Below are 17,684 nucleotides of genomic sequence, written 5' to 3' on the forward strand. Positions count from 1 at the left end.
ATAAAAAATTTCACAACCTTATAAATAACTATCGGATGAGAAATGCAGTTCCGCAAGAGATTGAAATTACCAAAGTAAATCAATCCAAAATTGGGCAAGTAGATTTTGAAAATTTAGCTTTTGGTAAAATTTTTACAGATCATATGTTTATATGTGATTATCTCAATGGCGAATGGCAAACACCAAAAATTGTCCCATACGGGCCTCTTACACTCGATCCGTCTGCTCGAGTATTTCATTACGGACAAGCTGTTTTTGAAGGAATGAAAGCATATAAAGATGAGGATGGAGACACTTTCTTATTTAGACCTGATGAAAATTTCAAGAGGATCAATAAATCATCGGAACGTTTGGCAATGCCAGAATTTCCTGAGGAGTATTTTTTTGATGGACTAAATAATCTATTAAAATTAGATAATGAGTGGATTAAATCCGGTTTTGGAAATTCACTATATATAAGACCTTTTGTAATTGCTACGCAAGCAAGTGTTTCTGCATCTGAGGCGGATGAATATCGTTTTATGATTATTTGTTCACCAGCACAATCTTATTACAGTGGAGATGTAAGTGTATTGGTTGCAGAGAAATTTAGTCGTTCGGCTAGTGGAGGGTTTGGATATGCCAAAGCAGCTGGTAATTACGCAGGTCAATTTTATCCTACCAAACTAGCTAAAGAGCAAGGATATCAACAAATCATCTGGACAGATTCTAACTCACATGAATATGTAGAAGAAGCAGGAACGATGAACGTTTTTTTTAGAGTAAACGATACTTTATTAACAGCTCCTATTAGTGATCGAATATTAGATGGAATTACTCGTAAAAGTTTAATTGCATTAGCAGAGAAACAAGGATACAATGTAGAGGTAAGACCTATAAAAGTAAGTGAAATCGTAGAAGCATTTGAAAATGGCAGTTTAAAAGAAATTTTTGGAGCTGGTACTGCTGCTGTGGTAAGCCCCGTGAAGGCTTTTGGCTATAAAGGAGAGCATTACGAACTAGAAAAACAAGAAAACTCTTATGCTTCTCATTTTAAGAAGGAACTAATGAATATACAATACAATAAAGCTGAAGATCTTTTTGGATGGAGAGTGAAGGTGTAATTACTGAATTAAGGATTGACGAATTACAAGCTTAGATAACTAAAAATGCCTCAAGAAAAACTCTCGAGGCATTTTTGTTTTATAATTATCGATCAAGAATCTCTTTGATGTTTGGTTTAAAATAATTAGGCCCTTTGAGCACCTTACCATCTTCTCGATAAATTGGCTTACCATTCTCTCCCAACTTACTCATATTGCTACGTTGAATCTCGGTAAACACCTCTTCTATTTTATGTTGCATCCCGTGTTCTATAATCGTACCACATAAAATATATAACATATCTCCTAACGCATCAGCAACCTCAACAAGGTCATTATCCTGAGCAGCTTCTAGATATTCTTCATTTTCCTCTTTCATGAGGTTAAAACGAAGTGTATTTTTAGATTCACCTAAATCCGCAATTGGCTCATTTTTATACCCAATCTCAAAAGCTGTATGAAATTCTTGTACAGCGGCAATTTTATCTTTCATAAAATTCTATTTAAAAAACTTTTAAAAAAAATATACATTTTTTTAGTATCTCCAATTCATATTTCTCCATAACAGAAAAAGACGCAAAGGTTTGTGTAATTTATTTTAAAAGTTTGTATAATGTAAATTATCTTTGCCGTAAAAATAACAAAATATGTTTAGTACAGGTCAGTTGATATTTGCAGGATGTTTTGTAGTTGCTTTTGTCATTTTAATGATATTTAGTTACCGAAAAGATCTTAAACTACACCGCAAATATTACAAAGGCAGTATTTTTATTCTCCTCGGTTTTATTATCTTTATTTTGTTACTTTTTGTCTTAAAAACGTATTTAAGGCCGGAGTAACAAACTATACCCCTAGTTTTCAATCAAGTAATTGTTTTTCACGCTAGTATCATTTAATAACTGGTAAAATATCTTTTTGGGTTTTATTATCTTAAAAAAAGATAAAAATACCTTGTATTGGGTATGGGATGGTGTTACTTTTTTGGAGAGATTTGGAATGACTAAAAAATAAAAAAATCTATAATGTCAAATTCTAGTAATACACAGCTCTTTCTTAACATTGATGCAAGACACGATCATAATTCTATAAAAGATCAATATCAAGTTATACACGTTGAAACATTTACTACTTCAGTTTATGCTATTGGGGCTTGCTTCATTCCAAATGGAGAAATTCCAGGAACAGGCAGAAACTCATTTGATAAAGTATCCATTTCAAAACTAATTTTAAAAAAGATTAGCGGAGAAAGTAAAAAAAATTATGACGCGAAAGTTTGTGTTTCAAATAAGGATCCATTTTTATACGAACTTAAAGTATTTGTAGAAGATGATCTCAGTAATGATACTGAAAGTTTTTACACACCAACACCTCTAAACAAAATAGAACTTAAAAGATGTTTGTCAAATGATTCATTTGATGTTACAATTATTGATTCAAACCCAAAACCTATAACAGATCCTGATAAAATAGGCCCTAAAATTTGCCAATTCAGAATTGCTTAAATATTTAATTATAATGTAACTTATTAAAAAATCAAATTATGAAAACATTAATACGGTCTATTCTCTTAATTTCCCTTGTTATAAATTTAGTTGGTTGTTGTACAAATAGAGAACCCGAGTCTAAAAAACGCTTTTATTTAACTTTAAGTCTTAATAGTGATTCACCTTATAATAATGAAGTTCAAACAATATTTATTGAATCTCCTGATGATAATTCTGGTGATGTTTTTGTAATTGGAACAAGAATCGAAGCGGATAAAAATGAGAGTGACACGGGATATTCCAATGTTAAGCTTGATAATATTACCTTAAGAAGGCTTTCAGGCAAGAACTATGGAATCGTAAGCATTGATGAGAATATCGATGGAAATAGCACATATAAACATATCATAAGAATCACAATTGACAAAATAAAAGATATTCCCGAAAATGATGAGGTAACATATGAAAAACCTGTTATTATCCCTAACCTTAATTTAAATGACCAAATAGAAATTACGGTGAATAATTTACATAAACCTACCATAGGTCCAAAAATTTGTCAAAATCAAATAAGCTCATAAAAATTGCACAAAAGAATCCTTACATTATTTCTATTTTCATCCAGTATTTGTTTTTCACAAGATTCAAATGATTATTTTGATGCTATAAGAACATTTAATATTGACAGTATCAGTATAGATTTTTTTACGGAATCAAAACCAAAGGTTTTTTTCCTCAAGCAACAATATCTTTATCTTAAGTATGGTGAAATTTTAGATCCTTCTAGTAAAAATTTCGATATAACTGCTTTTTCAAAAAAGCAAAAAACATTTTATCATCTTGCACAGGGAGATTATTACATAAGAAGTATTTCCGATGAAAAGTCCGACAGCATTGCTTTTTCCAACTATTTTAATGCATTAAGAATTGCTGAAGAATTGAATGATAAAGTTATTGTCTGTGAAGCTCTTAAACGTATTTTGGTTTATCAGTTTAAAAATCAAAAGGATATTCCAGCGTTTAGTAGGTATGCAAAAAAATATAAGAAATTAGCCTATGATAAACACGAACGATTATATGCTAATTATTTCTATATGGGAAGTATTTTAGGCAAGATTTATCATTTAAAAGATTACTCCGAAGATCCGTTACCGGTAGGAAAAAAAAATTTAGAAATTTCTAAAAAAAATAATAATTTTTTTTTTCAAGGTAGATTCGCTCAATTACTAGGAGTCCACTATGATCTAATTCTTAAAAAGCCTGAAATTGGAAGGGAATTTTATAATGAAGCTATTAACTCATATCGTAAGATAGAATATGATTACGGAAAAAAACACATTCATGATATTTTATATAATTTAGGAACAGTTGAACAGAAAAACGGAAACTTCAAAAAAGCCTTATTTTATCTAAATCAGATAGATGAAACCTCAATAGAAAATCGAGATTATAAAGATTTAATCTTTATTAACGATTATAAGTATAAAACTTATAAGAATCAAAATCAATTGGACAGCGCACTTTATTTCCTAGAAAAAAAGTATCACTTGAATGACACTTTAAAATTAATAGACAGGGCAAATCTTGTGTCTGATATTACCACTAAATATCAAACCACGGAAAAAGAAAAAAAAATAGTTCAACTTCTAAATACAAACCTTAAGACAGAAGCAAAAAGAATTAAAAACAGAAACCTGTTAATTGGTTCATTAGTTCTACTACTTTTTGGAGCTGTAACCGCCTTTCTAACCTATAAAAACACCAAACGAAAACAACGTATTGCAGAACAAGAGCGCGAAATAGAAATTCAAAAAACAGAAAAACTACTTAAAGAACAAGAACTCACAGCAATTGATGCCATGATTTCCGGACAAGAAAAAGAACGGCAACGATTAGCGAATGATCTACACGATAACTTAGGTAGTACACTAGCCACTGTTAAACTACATTTTGATCATCTAAAAAACAATAGAAACAATCCTAAAGTAGGGAACATAGAAGAGCTATACAGTAAAACAAATAACCTACTCGATGAAGCCTACGAGAAAGTGAGAACTATAGCCCATGAAAAGAATAGTGGAGTAATGGCGAAACAGGGATTATTACCAGCCATTAAAAATCTAACAAAAAAAGCTTCTAATGGTAATGCATTGCAAATTGAAGTACAAGATTATGGACTGAATGAACGATTGGATAATACCCTAGAAATTTCCATTTTTAGGATGATACAAGAACTCATTACTAATATTATTAAACATGCTAATGCATCAGAAATCAATATATCCCTGACCAATCATGATTCGCTACTTAATATTATTGTAGAGGACAATGGAAAAGGCTTTGATGCTAAAATACTGCCAGAAAAAGATGGAATGGGACTAAAAAGTATTGAAAAACGTATAGAATACTTGGAAGGAACTTTTGAGATTGATTCTACCTTAGGGAAAGGAACTAATATTATCATAAATATACCGATATGATTACCGTAGCTATAGCCGAAGATCACCAATCTTTAATCGATGGTATTCATTTATTACTAAAATATGAAGAAGACATCAGTATTGTAGGTATGGCTAATGACGGTGAAGAATTATTAGCCATCGTAAGAAGAAAACAACCCAAAGTTGTACTCATGGATATTCGTATGCCTAAAATCGATGGAATTGCCGCCACCAAAATAATTAAAAAAGAACTACCGCACATTAAGATTATAGCCTTCTCTATGTTTGATCAGGAAGATGCCGTGAGACAAATGGTAGTAGCAGGTGCTTCGGGTTATTTACTTAAAAACTCTCCACTAGAAGAAGTACTGACTGCCATCCAAGAAGTAATGAAAGGAAACACCTATTATGATGCCACTATTGATCCTTCTTTTTTCTCTGAAGACACCGAACAACAATCAAAAAAACAGGTTTTATCAAAAAGTGAACGAGAAATCCTAACCTTTATCGGACAAGGAAAAACTTCCTCAGAAATTGCAGCCATTCGATTTAACTCTGTATCTACCATAGAAACACATCGCAAAAACATTATTCGTAAACTTGGACTTCATGGAAAAGGAGAATTATTACGATATGCCATTGAGAAAAAGTATGATTTCTGAAGACTGAGGCTTGTTAAAAACCTGACCGAAAATACCCTGCTACGGGTATTTTTTTGTGCTTGATTCTAAGGTAGTTTTGAGAAACTAAAACGCTGTTCTAATGAAAAAATATACTTTACTAATTTTTGTTTTAATAACAATTAAAGTTTCTGGTCAAAAAAAAACAGACCCTATAACTGTCTTTGATAAATTAATTATAGATCATTACAAAAATAAAAAAGATGCTAATATAAAAACACCTACTCCTTATGCAAAGTTTTTAAAAAATGCTAAACATCAAGAATTAACAGAAACTCAATTTAAAGGTAAATTCGGATTTGGATTGACTCTTAACAACTCCCAAAACACAGACTTAACCCAATTCAATGTATCTGCAAAAATAAGAAGAGGTTTTTTTCCTGGAGACTTTAAGTTCAATTCTGAATTAAATGTGCAACTTCAAAATGGGAATTTTGTAGAAAACTTTTCTGATCTAAGCATGTCATATGATCATCATATAGGCAACAAACTTAATTATGAAGGATATATATTTATAAAACGAACAACAAATAATTTTCTAAATATTAGTCAACGATACGAAACTGGAATTGGAGCAGTTTGGAATATATACTTATCAGGTAAGCGAGCACAAAAAGGAACAGATAAGAAAAACCAGAAACTACTAACTACCAAAGGAAGCTTAAAGTATAAAGAAATAACAGATTTTGAGATAGAAACCGACTCGACTACAAAAACCAATAGCAGCCTTGAATCTGACAACAATGAAGTTTTCTTTGCCGCTTTTTGCAACAATACTATCTGTAATCGAGCAAATCTCACAGAAGAAGAGGGTAAAGCATTGAAAAAGAGCCTCGGCAGGTCCATTAAGTCAATTCAAAAAATGGAAAGTAAGGTTCGCTTGTCATTTTTGCTAGGGATTAATTATGAATCAGAAAAAACAAGTGATGATTTGAAACTTTTTGGCAACAACATAGATTCTATTGGAAACTTCAGCCCTGTTAATATCTTTAGATTGGTTGCCGGCCCAAATATTGAACTTCAATTAGATCAATTTTCTTTTAATTCGAAACTTTATTTTAAACCTGGTATTTCGGATAATGATCTAAACAACCAGGTTACTTTTATAACTTTGGAAAATGAATTTGAAAATAGCAAAATTGATTATCGAGTAGAATGGATTAGCTCAGCAAGTATTAATTTCAATAAAAACATAAGTATTACCGGGTCATTTAGATATATCCATATTAACGCTCCAAGACGTGAATTCTTCAATACTGACGACGGTGTTCAACTTTTTAATGCAGCCAATAGATTTACAAATTTCAAAATGGGGCTTACTTATAAATTCTAAAAATAAAACGTCCTTTAGAATTAGGTATCTAAAGGACGCTTCAATGATTATAGTCTTAGCAACTAATTCACCTCAGGCAAGAAGCCATAAGTTTTACTATAGTCTAACATTTGAGTAACAAAACCTTTAGGCTGTGTTACATTGATCTTAGTAATTTCACCATTTTCATCCATTTCTGGAACTAAAACAGGGTTTACAAATCCACTATAAGGAGCAGATGTAAACTGTTCATTTCTTTTTAGAATTTCTGCGTGAATTGCTTGATCAACTTTCACTCCGTATCCTTCTACTAATGCTTCGGCAGCTTTAAAATCTCCTTCAGATTTGATACGCTGCGTTTCACGCAATAAACGACCAAAGATTTCACGTAACTTTCCGTAATCATTAATGTTATAATAGGTTTTACCTTCTCTGGTAACTTTCTCAATTACATTATCTTTTGCTCCTTGCTCAAAAGCCCAAGCACTTACCCATTGACGATTACGCATATGTGCTTCTTCTACATCATCTCCTAAGTTAAGTCGTATTAACTGAGCCATCAATCCATTTCTGATATAACCATCATAGGCAGCTTTTCCAACTTTTTCCCAGTCTTCTACTAATCCTAATTCTTGTAATTTGGGATCCATTAAGTAATATAATCCAACTAAATCCGCACGTCCCTCTTCCATTGTAGATGCATAGTTCTTTAGTGTCTCCTTAGTCTCGCCAACTCCTGGGTTTAACTGACCAGAAGCGTGACCTACAACTTCATGCAGCGCAGTATGTAATTTATCTGCTAACTGCCCATATTTTTTTTCTAATTCGTATTCTTCATCATCGTGAACAAATTCTTTAAGACGACCTGAACTACCTGCATTATTATAAGCTCCAATAATATTACCCAATGACACCGACTTTGATCCTACAGCTGCTCTAATCCAGTTCGCATTCGGAAGATTTACTCCAATTGGTGTACTTGGTGAAGCATCTCCAGCTTCTCCTGCTACCGTTACAACTTTATAAGTCACTCCTACTACACTATCTTTTTTGTGTTCATCCATTAATGGAGAATTGTCTTCAAACCATTGTGCATTTTCTGATAAAACCGCCATTTTCTTAGACATATCAAAATCTTTAATCTGCACAATTGTTTCATAAGAACCTCTATACCCAAGAGGATCGTTATATACCTCTATAAAACTATTAATATAATCAATATTCCCTTCTGTTGCTTTGGTCCAAGCTACATTATAATCATCCCAAGTTTTTAGATCACCCGTTTTATAATATTGTATTAATAATGCCAATGCATCTCCTTGCGCTTTATTTTCTGCTACACTTTGTGCTTTTTCTAACCATTTGATAATCTCATCAATTGCTGCACCATATAACCCTTCTGATTTATATACTCTTTCTTTAAGCTCTCCATTCTCCTTTACTAGTTGAGAATTTAAACCATAAGATAATGGTTTCAAAGAATCAGGAGATTTCATGTTACTATAAAAAGATTCAACATCTTTATTAGTTACTCCAGGTCCGTAAAAATTAACTGCAGACATTGCTACATTATCAATACCTTTTGCTTGGTTTACTTTTTTAACATCTTCTTTATTAAAGATAATATCAATTGCATCCTTAGACAACTCCGTTTTTGTTTCCGTTAAAAGCGAAGCTAAAAAATCTTTCGTAAATTCTGGTTTAATCTTATCATTACTATAATGGTGATGAATCCCATTAGAAAACCATACTCTTTTAAGGTAAGTATCAAAAGATTTCCAATCATTACTAGTTTTATCTCCGGCATATGAGGTATACACTTTTTCTAACGCCTTACGAATTTGGAGATTATGACGATAATTTTGATCCCACATAATATCTCTTCCGCTTAGACCAGCTTGTGTAAGATAATATACTAGCTTTTGTTCTTTTAATGAAAGGTTTTCCCATCCTGAAATTTGATATCTCAGTACTTTAATATCCGCAAACTGCTCCACAACATAGTCGAATTTTTCTTCTACTATTTTTTGCTCAGTTTCCTGTTGACTGATTTGATCCTGTATACTTGGATCTTTTTTACAACCTATTAGCATTGTACTAACAGTCATAAAAAATATTATACGATTAAGTTTCATTTGTTTATGTTTATTGTTCCCAGCAAAAGTAACGAAATAAAAAAAATCAAGATTTTTAGTTTATAATTCGTCATAATGTTGTGAGATTTCAAAACCAAAACAGCCAACACCCTCAAAATCTTTAAACTAAAAAACCATCTCAAAAATTGACTATATTAGCTACAGAAACAATCTAAACTAACTAACATGAAAATCATAAAATATTTATTTTTTCTCTTATTGCTCATAGTTATTGGAGGAAGTGTATACGTTGTAACAAAAGACGGTAACTATCAAGCGGAAGAAAGTAGAGTTATTGATGCTCCGGATGAATTGGTTTTCAATACAATTAATGAATACAAGACTTGGGAAAAGTGGGGTCCTTGGATGGATGATTCGGATGATATGATTATGGAGTACAGCAATCAAACTAGTGGTGATGGTGCGTCTTACAGTTGGAAAAGTGAAACTCAAGGAAATGGAAGTATGAAAACTATAAAAACAGCTCCGTTTACCAGTATCGACCAAAAAATTACTTTTATTACCCCGATGGGAGAAAGTATTAGTGATGTATACTGGAAATTTGAGAAGTTAGAAAACAAAAAAACCAAAGTAACTTGGGGTATGAAAGGAGAACAGTCTTTTATGGAAAAAGCATTCTGGATGACTCAAGACAGCACGTTATCTCAAAGCATTAAACCGATGTATCAGAAAGGATTAGAAAAACTAGACGTTTTCGTTAATGAAAAAATGAAAGAACATTCTATAAGCGTAGACGGAATAACTGAACATCGTGGTGGTTTTTATATGTATAGCGCAACTGCATCACCCATTGCCGATATTTCTCAAAAAATGGCACAAATGTTACCTGCAGTAATGGCATATGTAAGACAAAACAATCTACCTCAAACTGGAATGCCGTTAACTATTTATAATGAATTTAATGAAGAACAAGGAACCGCTATTTATTCAACCGCAATACCAGTACGGGATGAAGTAATCACTCCTGCAGATAGCAATATACGATGTGACTTTTTACCAAAACAAAAAGTGGTGAAAACTACGTTAAAAGGAGATTATGCAAATCTAAAAGAAGCTTGGGAAACAGGTTATAAATATATTAATGATAATGGTTTAGAACTTAATTCGATATCGCCTGCTTTTGAAGTGTATAGAGTAGACCCAGGTCTGCAGCCTAATCCTGCTGAGTGGATTACAGAAATATACATCCCTATAAAGTAAAAAATAATTTTTCATCTAGTCGACAACTACATTCACAAATGAAACAGTTAATACTAGTATTTATTGGAGGAGGGACTGGTAGCGTTGCCAGATTCCTTATCAGTAAGTATCTAAATAATGACACTAATGGAATTCCTTATGGAACCTTTACTGCTAATATTCTTGGAAGCTTTCTGATAGGTATTATTCTGGGGCTAGCACTTAAAAACAATGTCTTGTCGCAAAATTCGGTTTTATTACTCGCTACAGGGTTTTGTGGAGGGTTCACTACCTTTTCTACTTTTGCTTATGAAAATCACATGCTTTTGCGATCAGGTGATTTCGTGAGTTTTAGTATCTACACTATTTGTTCTTTCGTTATAGGATTTCTTTTAGTATTTTTAGGTATGTGGATTGTAAAATAAAGGTGACCACCTAAAAAGTTATAAGAATAAAAACTTAGCAATCTGAGCTTGTCGAAAACAATTTGAAAATCAAAGTATTTGAACCTTTAATGAACTCATTTTGATATTAATATATTGCTTTCTGGATTGTGCTCCAATTTTTTAAATTTTTTCAACCTCTAAAACAACTAACATTACATGAAAAAAATAGAAGCTATTATACGTAAATCAAGATTTAAAGCGGTTAAAGATGCATTGCATGAAATAGAAGTAAACTTCTTTACATACTGGGATGTAACAGGTGTAGGCAATGAAAAAAAAGGACAAGTATACAGAGGAATTAGTTACAGTACATCAGATATACAACGTAGATATCTTTCTATAGTTGTATCTGATGAATTCGAAGAAAAAACCGTACAAACAATTATGGACACAGCTAAAACTGGAGAAGTGGGAGATGGGAAAATTTTTGTATCCGATATACAGAACACCTACAGAATTCGAACAGGAGAACACGGCAATCAGGCGGTAAACTAGATTGAAATCACATATACTTCAAAAAAAAACTTGCTCATAGAGCAGGTTTTTTTTTGAGATTTTTAACTTAATAAGTCACTTTTTTCTAACAATACTTTACACTTTTTACATACTTATTATATATTAAACCTGTAAAGTATCAAATATGCACTTTCAAATTCTCAAAAAACCACTAAATAAACATTAATGTCTAATTTTTATAGGGTATAAAATTAAAAATATACAAAAATAACACCTTATACCCTTTTTTTTATTGGGGTAAAAATGTTTTAACATAGTTTTACAGCTCCAATTAAAACAAATTAATACCAATTAATGTTTATTATGAAAACAAAAACCGTAACAAAACTTTTTAAAAAAGCATGTCTTTTTTCTTTAGCACTTATTAGCTTTGCGTCTATCGCACAAGAGGAAGAAGAAAAAAAATGGTTCGATAACTTTTCTGTTAACGGATCTGTAGATGGATATTTTAGAACTAATATTGGAGCTCCTAATAATGCTAGGGATTTTGATAATGATCCTACAACTGCTGATTCCTTTATAGCACCAGGTACTTCATTTGCTAATCAATCTGGGTTCTCTTTAGGTATGGCCAATGTAATTCTTGGGTATGAAGGAGAAAAAGTAGGATTTGTAGCAGATCTTGTATATGGCCCAAGAGGTGAAGACGCTGTATTCAATTCTACTGGTTCTGCAAACATTGTGAATCAATTGTATGCCTACTGGAATGTTACTGAAAAATTCAAGCTTACCATTGGTAACTTTAATACCTATTTAGGTTATGAGGTAATTTCTCCAACAGGTAACTTTAATTACTCTACCTCGTACATGTTCTCTTTTGGACCTTTCTCTCATACAGGACTGAAGGCTGATTTTACAATCAATGATAATTGGTCCGCAATGGTAGCGATTATGAATCCAACAGATTATACAGAAAATAATCCGTTCGATACGTATATTTTTGGAGCACAAGTAGGATATGCTGCTGATAATGGTAGTGCTTATCTTAACTTTAGATACGGAAATGAAGGAGAGCCAGGACCTTCTGAACCAACTTTTCAAGTAGATTTGACTACGGGATGGGATTTATCAGAGAAATTTTATTTAGGCTTTAACGGAACATATTTAGACACTGATGGGTCAGGATTCTACGGAGCTGCTATATATCCTCAGTTTCAGGCTACAGAAAGCTTTGCTATTGGATTAAGAGGAGAATATTTTAATCAGTTTGTGGATAGTGATGTAATAGATGATGTTGATGTAACGGCTATAACACTTACAGGAAGTTATGCTGTAGGTGATCTTACTTTTAAGCCAGAATTCAGAATAGATTCTTCTGATGATGCTTTTATAAATAAAGATCTTGAAGCCTCAAGTAGCCTTTCTTCTTTTGTTCTTGGAGCAATCTATAAGTTTTAATATATTATAGTTTAATATATTGTTTGTTTATGCTAAAAGCACTCTGAAATTATCAGAGTGCTTTTTTTTATCTATTTGCTTCGTGTTTTTTATACTTTTTTACACCGACAGGAATCTCCAACTCTAAATGATTTTCTTCTGGAGGAATCGGACACGAATACCTGGCACTATAAGCACAGTATGGATTATAGGCAGTATTAAAATCAATCAAAATCATATCCCCTTCAGGAATTTTAAGATCTATAAAACGTCCTCCTCCGTAACTAGTTTCTCCATTACTTAAATCGGAAAAAGGAAGAAAAAGGTAATTCTCATACTCAGGCTGTGTTTTTAACCCTTGACTTTGATATATATTCAATATCCATTCTTTTTCCTGTAGTATGAAATGAGCTTCACCGTATTTAACATACACAGGTTCTCTATTTGTAGTAGTTTTCATAATAAAAGGAGTCTCGTATGGTGTTCTGAGAAATTTTGCCAAAACACTATATGAAGTATCTATATCAAAAAAATCTAACTCCTTAAATGCTTTAAAATCTTTTGGTGTTAACGGTGATTTTTCTTCGGAAGAAAATTCTTTATTAAGCTCTTCCTGAAATGCTAATATTTTTTTAATAGTTGTAGAATCCTGAGCCACTATATGGCTAAAGAATAGCATTAGTAAAAAAGATAATCTGTACACTGTCCCCTATTTTTTTGCAAAAGTACAAAGCATTAGTAATAAACAAGTTAATTTTCTCTAAAATTGTATCTAGTTTTTCGACAAAAAGTTACTTTTATCGGTTGTTAACAAACCAACTTCCAATACATTGAAGAAACTTTTATTAAATTATATAGATACTTTTTCTGGTTTATCAAAAGAAGTTTGGTGGTTAGCACTTATTACATTGATTAACAGAATGGGCGCTATGGTGATACCTTTTTTATCATTATATCTTTCTGATGAGTTATGCTTTTCATTTGGTCAGATAGGTTGGGTAATGACTAGTTATGGTTTAGGTTCTTTATTAGGAGCATGGACTGGAGGTAAACTAAGTGATCGAATTGGATATTATAAAGTAATTTTGGGATCTCTTCTATTAACTGGTATTTCATTTTTTGTTGTTCAATGTTTTTCGAGTTTCTGGAGTATCTGTATTAGTTTTTTTGTCCTCATTGCAATCGCGGATGCCGCACGTCCAGCATTTTTTGTTGCATTAAGTGCATATAGCAAACCAGAAAACAAGACAAGATCATTAACTTTTATAAGATTAGCTATAAACCTAGGGTTTTCAATGGGGCCAGCTTTGGGTGGTTTAATTATTGCTACTATTGGTTATTCTGGATTATTTTGGATAGACGGAATTACGTGTATCATTGCCAGTTTCATTATGATCAAAACATTGAATCCCAAAAAAGCCAGAATAATTGATAAAGAAGTTGTAATAGACAATCCTACTCCTGCTCACAGCGATGGAGTTTATATCCTTTTTCTTATTGCATTAACTTTATTTGGATTCATATTTGTGCAATACTTCTCAACGATTCCTCTATATTATAAAGAAGTGCATTTTTTATCTGAAAGGAATATAGGATTCATATTAGCATTAAATGGAGCATTAATTTTTATTTTTGAAATGCCATTAATAGCATATCTAGAGTCTACTTCATTTTCTAAAATCGGCAGTGTAATTAGTGGATTTATCCTTACTGGAATTAGTTTTATACTTTTATTAATTACTCCTTGGATCGGTATTGTTATTATCGGTATGATCATAGCAACGATCGGAGAAATGATCTCGTTCCCATTTGGAAATGCATTTGCCTTAGATAGAGCTAAGAGAGGAAGACAAGGTGCTTATATGGGCATGTATAGTATGTCATTTTCTCTAGCTCATATATTCGGACATAACTCAGGGATGCAATTTATTAATCAATATGGTTATAATAATACCTGGTTATTAATGGCTGGAATCGCATCAATTGGAACATTTTTGTTGTTTATTGTAAAGCTAAAAGTGAATAAAGAAGACACGAAACGTACGCTTAAACCTGTTTAAAAAACAATATCATGAAACACATATTATACATCATTCTATCCATAGTAACTATTGGTTGTCAAGAAGAAAAAAAACAAGAAAAATCAATTGAAACAGTGGAAACCCAAAAGACATTTCCTACGTTAGAGCCTAACCGATACAATGTGGCTTTCTTAGTAATGAATGGTACTTATAACACAGAATTCACTGCGCCTTTTGATATTTTTCAGCATACACAATATCGTAAAAACATTAAGCAGATGAATGTTTTTACGGTAGCGAAAACGGATGCACCTATTACAACTTTTGAAGGAGTGAAGATCATACCTGATTATAATTATTTAAAAGATTCTTTACCAAAAATTGATATTCTGGTTATACCCTCTGCAGAACATCATCTAGATACAGACTTAGACGATAAAGCCATGATTGATTTCGTAAAAAAAGTAAATCAAACTGCTATCTATATGACTTCACATTGTGATGGGGCTTTTGTTTTAGCTAAAGCTGGAATACTAAACAATGTAGTTTCTACAACTTTTCCGAGCGATATAGATAAAATGCAGAGTATGTTTCCTGATCTTGATATTAGAAAAGATGTTTTATTTGTTCACGATGGAAAATACATCACCTCTGCTGGTGGTGCTAAAAGTTTTGAGGCAGCTTTATATCTGTGTGAATATCTATATGGACCAGAAATTGCACGATCATTAGCTGGAGGGCTTGTAATTGACTGGAAATTAGAAGATGTTCCTCATTTAGTAATTTCGAAATAACCACTAAAAATTGATTGAAAATATAAAAGCGCTCCTTTTACAGAACGCTTTCATCAATTTTAGGGCAAATTATGTACTCTCTTTAGCTTCCAGATTTGGGGTCTTTCAGACTAATGTCCTCACACCTAACAGGCCCTGACGTATTCCAAACTAAAATTTTAAATCCATATCGTCATACAATTTAAAATGTTAATTCTGGCCATACATCATAGTTTTTTATGTTGATGTAAATATATTATAAAAAAATTGTTAATACAAAAAAAATAACGATAAAAAACTAAAATATTCGATGAAATACACAAAAACATCAATTTTTTTACTTTTTATAGTCTTCAGAAAGAAATTATTAATTTGTTTTTCGTTTACTAATTCCCTGATTTAGCATGAAATAAAAGAATAGAAGGTATCAAAAAAAAGAAAAGCAACCTTTTACAAAGGTCGCTTTCTGTTATCGGGCAAATTATGTACTCTCTTTAGTTTTTAGATTTAGGGTCTTTAGACTAATGTCCTCACACTTAATTTATCCCAATGTGCATTCCAAATTAAAATTTCAAATCAATATCGTCATACTTCTTGATATGTTAATCTGTAATACACATCTTGTATATTTTACGTGTTATAAAGATATATTATTTATTGCGTTAAAACCGTAACCAAATAAAAAGTTATTAACAAAATAACGATCAAACGCTTAATAATACCGTTGAAATACATCTTCAACCTATTAAACCACTAATTGAATGTGAAATACTTTGAAGTTCCTAAGTACTTTTTGATAATATTATTATACTCTTTGGATATCCTTAGAGCTAAGGTACCTTCTATATTATAAAGCGATTCTAGTTCTTTATATCCATTCTGAAGCATTTTTTCTAAATAAAAAAGTGCAGTAGAGTTATCTTGATCTATAGCGCTTAGAGAAATAATTTTTCGATAAGATTCAAAATCATTTTTATCAACTATAGTGCTTAAGATGTTTACGAATATTTTTTTGTCTATTTCTTTTTCTTCTTTAACTGTATCCGTTTTATAATCTACTAATACCTTCTTTAGGAAATCTTTTATTCTCAGTACCATATTAGTTGCATACTTTTCCTTGCTTTTTCCTAACTCATCAAGTTCGTTCATTCTATACTGCCACCAACCTAAATTATCATATTGATTAAGCTCTATATCTTCTTCTAGTGACAAAATAAATGTCTCTCGTAATAATTTTTCTCTATTATGATACTTTGATCTCAGTCTTTTCTCCTTTTTATAGCTATTAATCTTTCTTATTCCCTTTTGCTCTTCTTTAAGTTGATCAACATCAAAAAACAAACGATATCTATCTCTCATTCTGGTTAATTCATCATAAGCTATCACATATTTACCTTGTGATTTCAATAGAGTTACCTCTTCTAAGTTCTTTTTAAAAATATTCTTAACCCAAATAGAATCTGTCTGTATTTTACCTTTTAGCATATCTTGTAATGTAAAAGAAGTCAATGCTTTTACCATTAAATCTTCTGAAGGAAGTTCTTCATTTCCTTCATAGGTATAAATATCAGAAATTACAGCTCGTCGTCTTAAGTACTTTTTCGTGTTAAAAAAGTCTTGGTACCTATAATTTTTATTACCAACCATTCCGATATAAGAAAAATCCCTTCGCACCTTAACAGACTCATTATAGTAATAACTATTTCCTACGGCTATTACGCCATTAAACTCTTCATATATAAGAGGCAATAGACTATTTAAAGGTCCGTCATTACCAATTCCTACAACATAAACTCTTCTTTTTTGAATTGGGAAGAGATTAAAAATATGTTCCATAAAAAAAGCAACATATTTTGATTTGTCATTAATACTTGATTTTTCGGAAAAATTGGTTACTACCACGACAAACCCTAATTCTTCTGCAGCTTTACTAAAAAGAGTTGTTATTTTGTTAGAATTGTTATTCGAATCAAATCCAAAAAGTATTGGCCAACTTTTATTAAGATCAAAAGATTTGGGTAGATATATACTATAATTACTTCCTTCACTAGAAGGCACAGTAAGAGAATCAATTACTTCTCCTTTTTTTAATTTCAATGTGCTTTGACCATAAATAAATATACCAGAGCACAGAAACACACAAAATAGAATAGTTTTAATAGAATACGATTTCACCTTAAAATGTTTTATTGACAAAAAGCTACAAAAAAAGTGCCA

At 31.6% G+C, this 17,684-nt stretch carries 17 protein-coding genes; 13 read left to right on the forward strand and 4 right to left on the reverse strand.

From position 1 onward, the window contains the following. Positions 1 to 35: 35 nt before the first annotated feature. Positions 36 to 1,103 (forward strand): branched-chain amino acid aminotransferase, encoded by a 1,068-nt coding sequence (locus Q0921_RS12460; protein WP_299257284.1) that lies wholly within the window; start codon positions 36 to 38, stop codon positions 1,101 to 1,103. An 85-nt stretch (positions 1,104 to 1,188) separates the two neighbouring features. On the opposite strand, the gene Q0921_RS12465 is transcribed toward Q0921_RS12460, so the two are convergent. Next, positions 1,189 to 1,575 (reverse strand): nucleoside triphosphate pyrophosphohydrolase family protein, encoded by a 387-nt coding sequence (locus Q0921_RS12465; protein WP_299257286.1) that lies wholly within the window; start codon positions 1,573 to 1,575, stop codon positions 1,189 to 1,191. A 154-nt stretch (positions 1,576 to 1,729) separates the two neighbouring features. Between Q0921_RS12465 and Q0921_RS12470 the strand changes: the two genes are divergently transcribed. The 6 genes from Q0921_RS12470 to Q0921_RS12495 all read left to right on the forward strand — a co-directional run bounded on the left by Q0921_RS12470 (position 1,730) and on the right by Q0921_RS12495 (position 7,020). After that, complete coding sequence (locus tag Q0921_RS12470; RefSeq protein ID WP_299257288.1) at positions 1,730 to 1,921, forward strand: hypothetical protein; 192 nt, start codon at positions 1,730 to 1,732, stop codon at positions 1,919 to 1,921. Between the two features lie 183 nt (positions 1,922 to 2,104). Beyond that, on the forward strand, positions 2,105 to 2,584 hold the full coding sequence (locus Q0921_RS12475) for a hypothetical protein (protein WP_299257290.1): 480 nt from the start codon (positions 2,105 to 2,107) through the stop codon (positions 2,582 to 2,584). A 38-nt stretch (positions 2,585 to 2,622) separates the two neighbouring features. Beyond that, positions 2,623 to 3,147 (forward strand): hypothetical protein, encoded by a 525-nt coding sequence (locus tag Q0921_RS12480; RefSeq protein WP_299257292.1) that lies wholly within the window; start codon positions 2,623 to 2,625, stop codon positions 3,145 to 3,147. 3 nt (positions 3,148 to 3,150) lie between these two features. Beyond that, positions 3,151 to 5,046, forward strand: a complete 1,896-nt coding sequence (locus Q0921_RS12485; protein ID WP_299257294.1) for a sensor histidine kinase — start codon at positions 3,151 to 3,153, stop codon at positions 5,044 to 5,046. Further along, on the forward strand, positions 5,043 to 5,669 hold the full coding sequence (locus tag Q0921_RS12490; protein WP_299257297.1) for a response regulator transcription factor: 627 nt from the start codon (positions 5,043 to 5,045) through the stop codon (positions 5,667 to 5,669). The genes Q0921_RS12485 and Q0921_RS12490 overlap by 4 nt, the downstream gene beginning before the upstream one ends. Positions 5,670 to 5,769: 100 nt before the next feature. After that, entirely contained in the window at positions 5,770 to 7,020 is a 1,251-nt protein-coding gene (locus tag Q0921_RS12495; RefSeq protein WP_299257299.1) for a hypothetical protein, read from the forward strand. 62 nt (positions 7,021 to 7,082) lie between these two features. On the opposite strand, the gene Q0921_RS12500 is transcribed toward Q0921_RS12495, so the two are convergent. Then, entirely contained in the window at positions 7,083 to 9,134 is a 2,052-nt protein-coding gene (locus Q0921_RS12500) for a dihydrofolate reductase (protein ID WP_299257301.1), read from the reverse strand. 186 nt (positions 9,135 to 9,320) lie between these two features. On the opposite strand from Q0921_RS12500, the gene Q0921_RS12505 reads away from it, so the two are divergent. The 4 genes from Q0921_RS12505 (at position 9,321) to Q0921_RS12520 (ending at position 12,694) form a co-directional block, all read left to right on the forward strand. After that, positions 9,321 to 10,355: a GyrI-like domain-containing protein gene (locus Q0921_RS12505; protein ID WP_299257303.1), complete on the forward strand. Its 1,035-nt coding sequence runs from the start codon at positions 9,321 to 9,323 to the stop codon at positions 10,353 to 10,355. A 38-nt stretch (positions 10,356 to 10,393) separates the two neighbouring features. Then, entirely contained in the window at positions 10,394 to 10,759 is a 366-nt protein-coding gene (gene crcB, locus Q0921_RS12510) for a fluoride efflux transporter CrcB (protein WP_299257305.1), read from the forward strand. Between the two features lie 177 nt (positions 10,760 to 10,936). Beyond that, a complete protein-coding gene (locus tag Q0921_RS12515; RefSeq protein ID WP_299257308.1) occupies positions 10,937 to 11,275 on the forward strand; it encodes a P-II family nitrogen regulator in 339 nt (112 codons plus the stop codon). Positions 11,276 to 11,599: 324 nt separating this feature from the next. Further along, positions 11,600 to 12,694 carry an outer membrane beta-barrel protein gene (locus tag Q0921_RS12520; RefSeq protein ID WP_299257311.1) on the forward strand — a complete coding sequence of 365 codons (1,095 nt, stop codon included), beginning with the start codon at positions 11,600 to 11,602 and terminating at the stop codon, positions 12,692 to 12,694. Between the two features lie 67 nt (positions 12,695 to 12,761). Here Q0921_RS12520 and Q0921_RS12525 read toward each other — a convergent pair whose 3' ends face one another. Continuing rightward, positions 12,762 to 13,352 (reverse strand): DUF1684 domain-containing protein, encoded by a 591-nt coding sequence (locus tag Q0921_RS12525; RefSeq protein ID WP_299258226.1) that lies wholly within the window; start codon positions 13,350 to 13,352, stop codon positions 12,762 to 12,764. Between the two features lie 151 nt (positions 13,353 to 13,503). On the opposite strand from Q0921_RS12525, the gene Q0921_RS12530 reads away from it, so the two are divergent. Beyond that, positions 13,504 to 14,733 (forward strand): MFS transporter, encoded by a 1,230-nt coding sequence (locus tag Q0921_RS12530; protein ID WP_299257313.1) that lies wholly within the window; start codon positions 13,504 to 13,506, stop codon positions 14,731 to 14,733. 11 nt (positions 14,734 to 14,744) lie between these two features. Next, on the forward strand, positions 14,745 to 15,488 hold the full coding sequence (locus Q0921_RS12535; RefSeq protein ID WP_299257315.1) for a DJ-1/PfpI family protein: 744 nt from the start codon (positions 14,745 to 14,747) through the stop codon (positions 15,486 to 15,488). Between the two features lie 732 nt (positions 15,489 to 16,220). On the opposite strand, the gene Q0921_RS12540 is transcribed toward Q0921_RS12535, so the two are convergent. Continuing rightward, positions 16,221 to 17,642 (reverse strand): hypothetical protein, encoded by a 1,422-nt coding sequence (locus Q0921_RS12540; protein WP_299257316.1) that lies wholly within the window; start codon positions 17,640 to 17,642, stop codon positions 16,221 to 16,223. Positions 17,643 to 17,684 lie beyond the last annotated feature (42 nt).

This window comes from uncultured Aquimarina sp. (assembly GCF_947496855.1).
GTDB lineage: Bacteria > Bacteroidota > Bacteroidia > Flavobacteriales > Flavobacteriaceae > Aquimarina.

What these genes read in the sequence shown, in the direction of transcription:
- crcB (WP_299257305.1), top strand. Translation starts at nt 10,394, where the DNA reads ATGAAACAGTTAATACTAGTATTTATTGGAGGAGGGACTGGTAGCGTT.
- Q0921_RS12495 (WP_299257299.1), top strand. Translation starts at nt 5,770, where the DNA reads ATGAAAAAATATACTTTACTAATTTTTGTTTTAATAACAATTAAAGTT.
- Q0921_RS12465 (WP_299257286.1), bottom strand. Translation starts at nt 1,575, where the DNA reads ATGAAAGATAAAATTGCCGCTGTACAAGAATTTCATACAGCTTTTGAG.
- Q0921_RS12460 (WP_299257284.1), top strand. Translation starts at nt 36, where the DNA reads ATGAGAAATGCAGTTCCGCAAGAGATTGAAATTACCAAAGTAAATCAA.
- Q0921_RS12535 (WP_299257315.1), top strand. Translation starts at nt 14,745, where the DNA reads ATGAAACACATATTATACATCATTCTATCCATAGTAACTATTGGTTGT.
- Q0921_RS12500 (WP_299257301.1), bottom strand. Translation starts at nt 9,134, where the DNA reads ATGAAACTTAATCGTATAATATTTTTTATGACTGTTAGTACAATGCTA.
- Q0921_RS12490 (WP_299257297.1), top strand. Translation starts at nt 5,043, where the DNA reads ATGATTACCGTAGCTATAGCCGAAGATCACCAATCTTTAATCGATGGT.
- Q0921_RS12470 (WP_299257288.1), top strand. Translation starts at nt 1,730, where the DNA reads ATGTTTAGTACAGGTCAGTTGATATTTGCAGGATGTTTTGTAGTTGCT.
- Q0921_RS12520 (WP_299257311.1), top strand. Translation starts at nt 11,600, where the DNA reads ATGAAAACAAAAACCGTAACAAAACTTTTTAAAAAAGCATGTCTTTTT.
- Q0921_RS12475 (WP_299257290.1), top strand. Translation starts at nt 2,105, where the DNA reads ATGTCAAATTCTAGTAATACACAGCTCTTTCTTAACATTGATGCAAGA.
- Q0921_RS12505 (WP_299257303.1), top strand. Translation starts at nt 9,321, where the DNA reads ATGAAAATCATAAAATATTTATTTTTTCTCTTATTGCTCATAGTTATT.
- Q0921_RS12515 (WP_299257308.1), top strand. Translation starts at nt 10,937, where the DNA reads ATGAAAAAAATAGAAGCTATTATACGTAAATCAAGATTTAAAGCGGTT.
- Q0921_RS12525 (WP_299258226.1), bottom strand. Translation starts at nt 13,352, where the DNA reads ATGCTATTCTTTAGCCATATAGTGGCTCAGGATTCTACAACTATTAAA.
- Q0921_RS12480 (WP_299257292.1), top strand. Translation starts at nt 2,623, where the DNA reads ATGAAAACATTAATACGGTCTATTCTCTTAATTTCCCTTGTTATAAAT.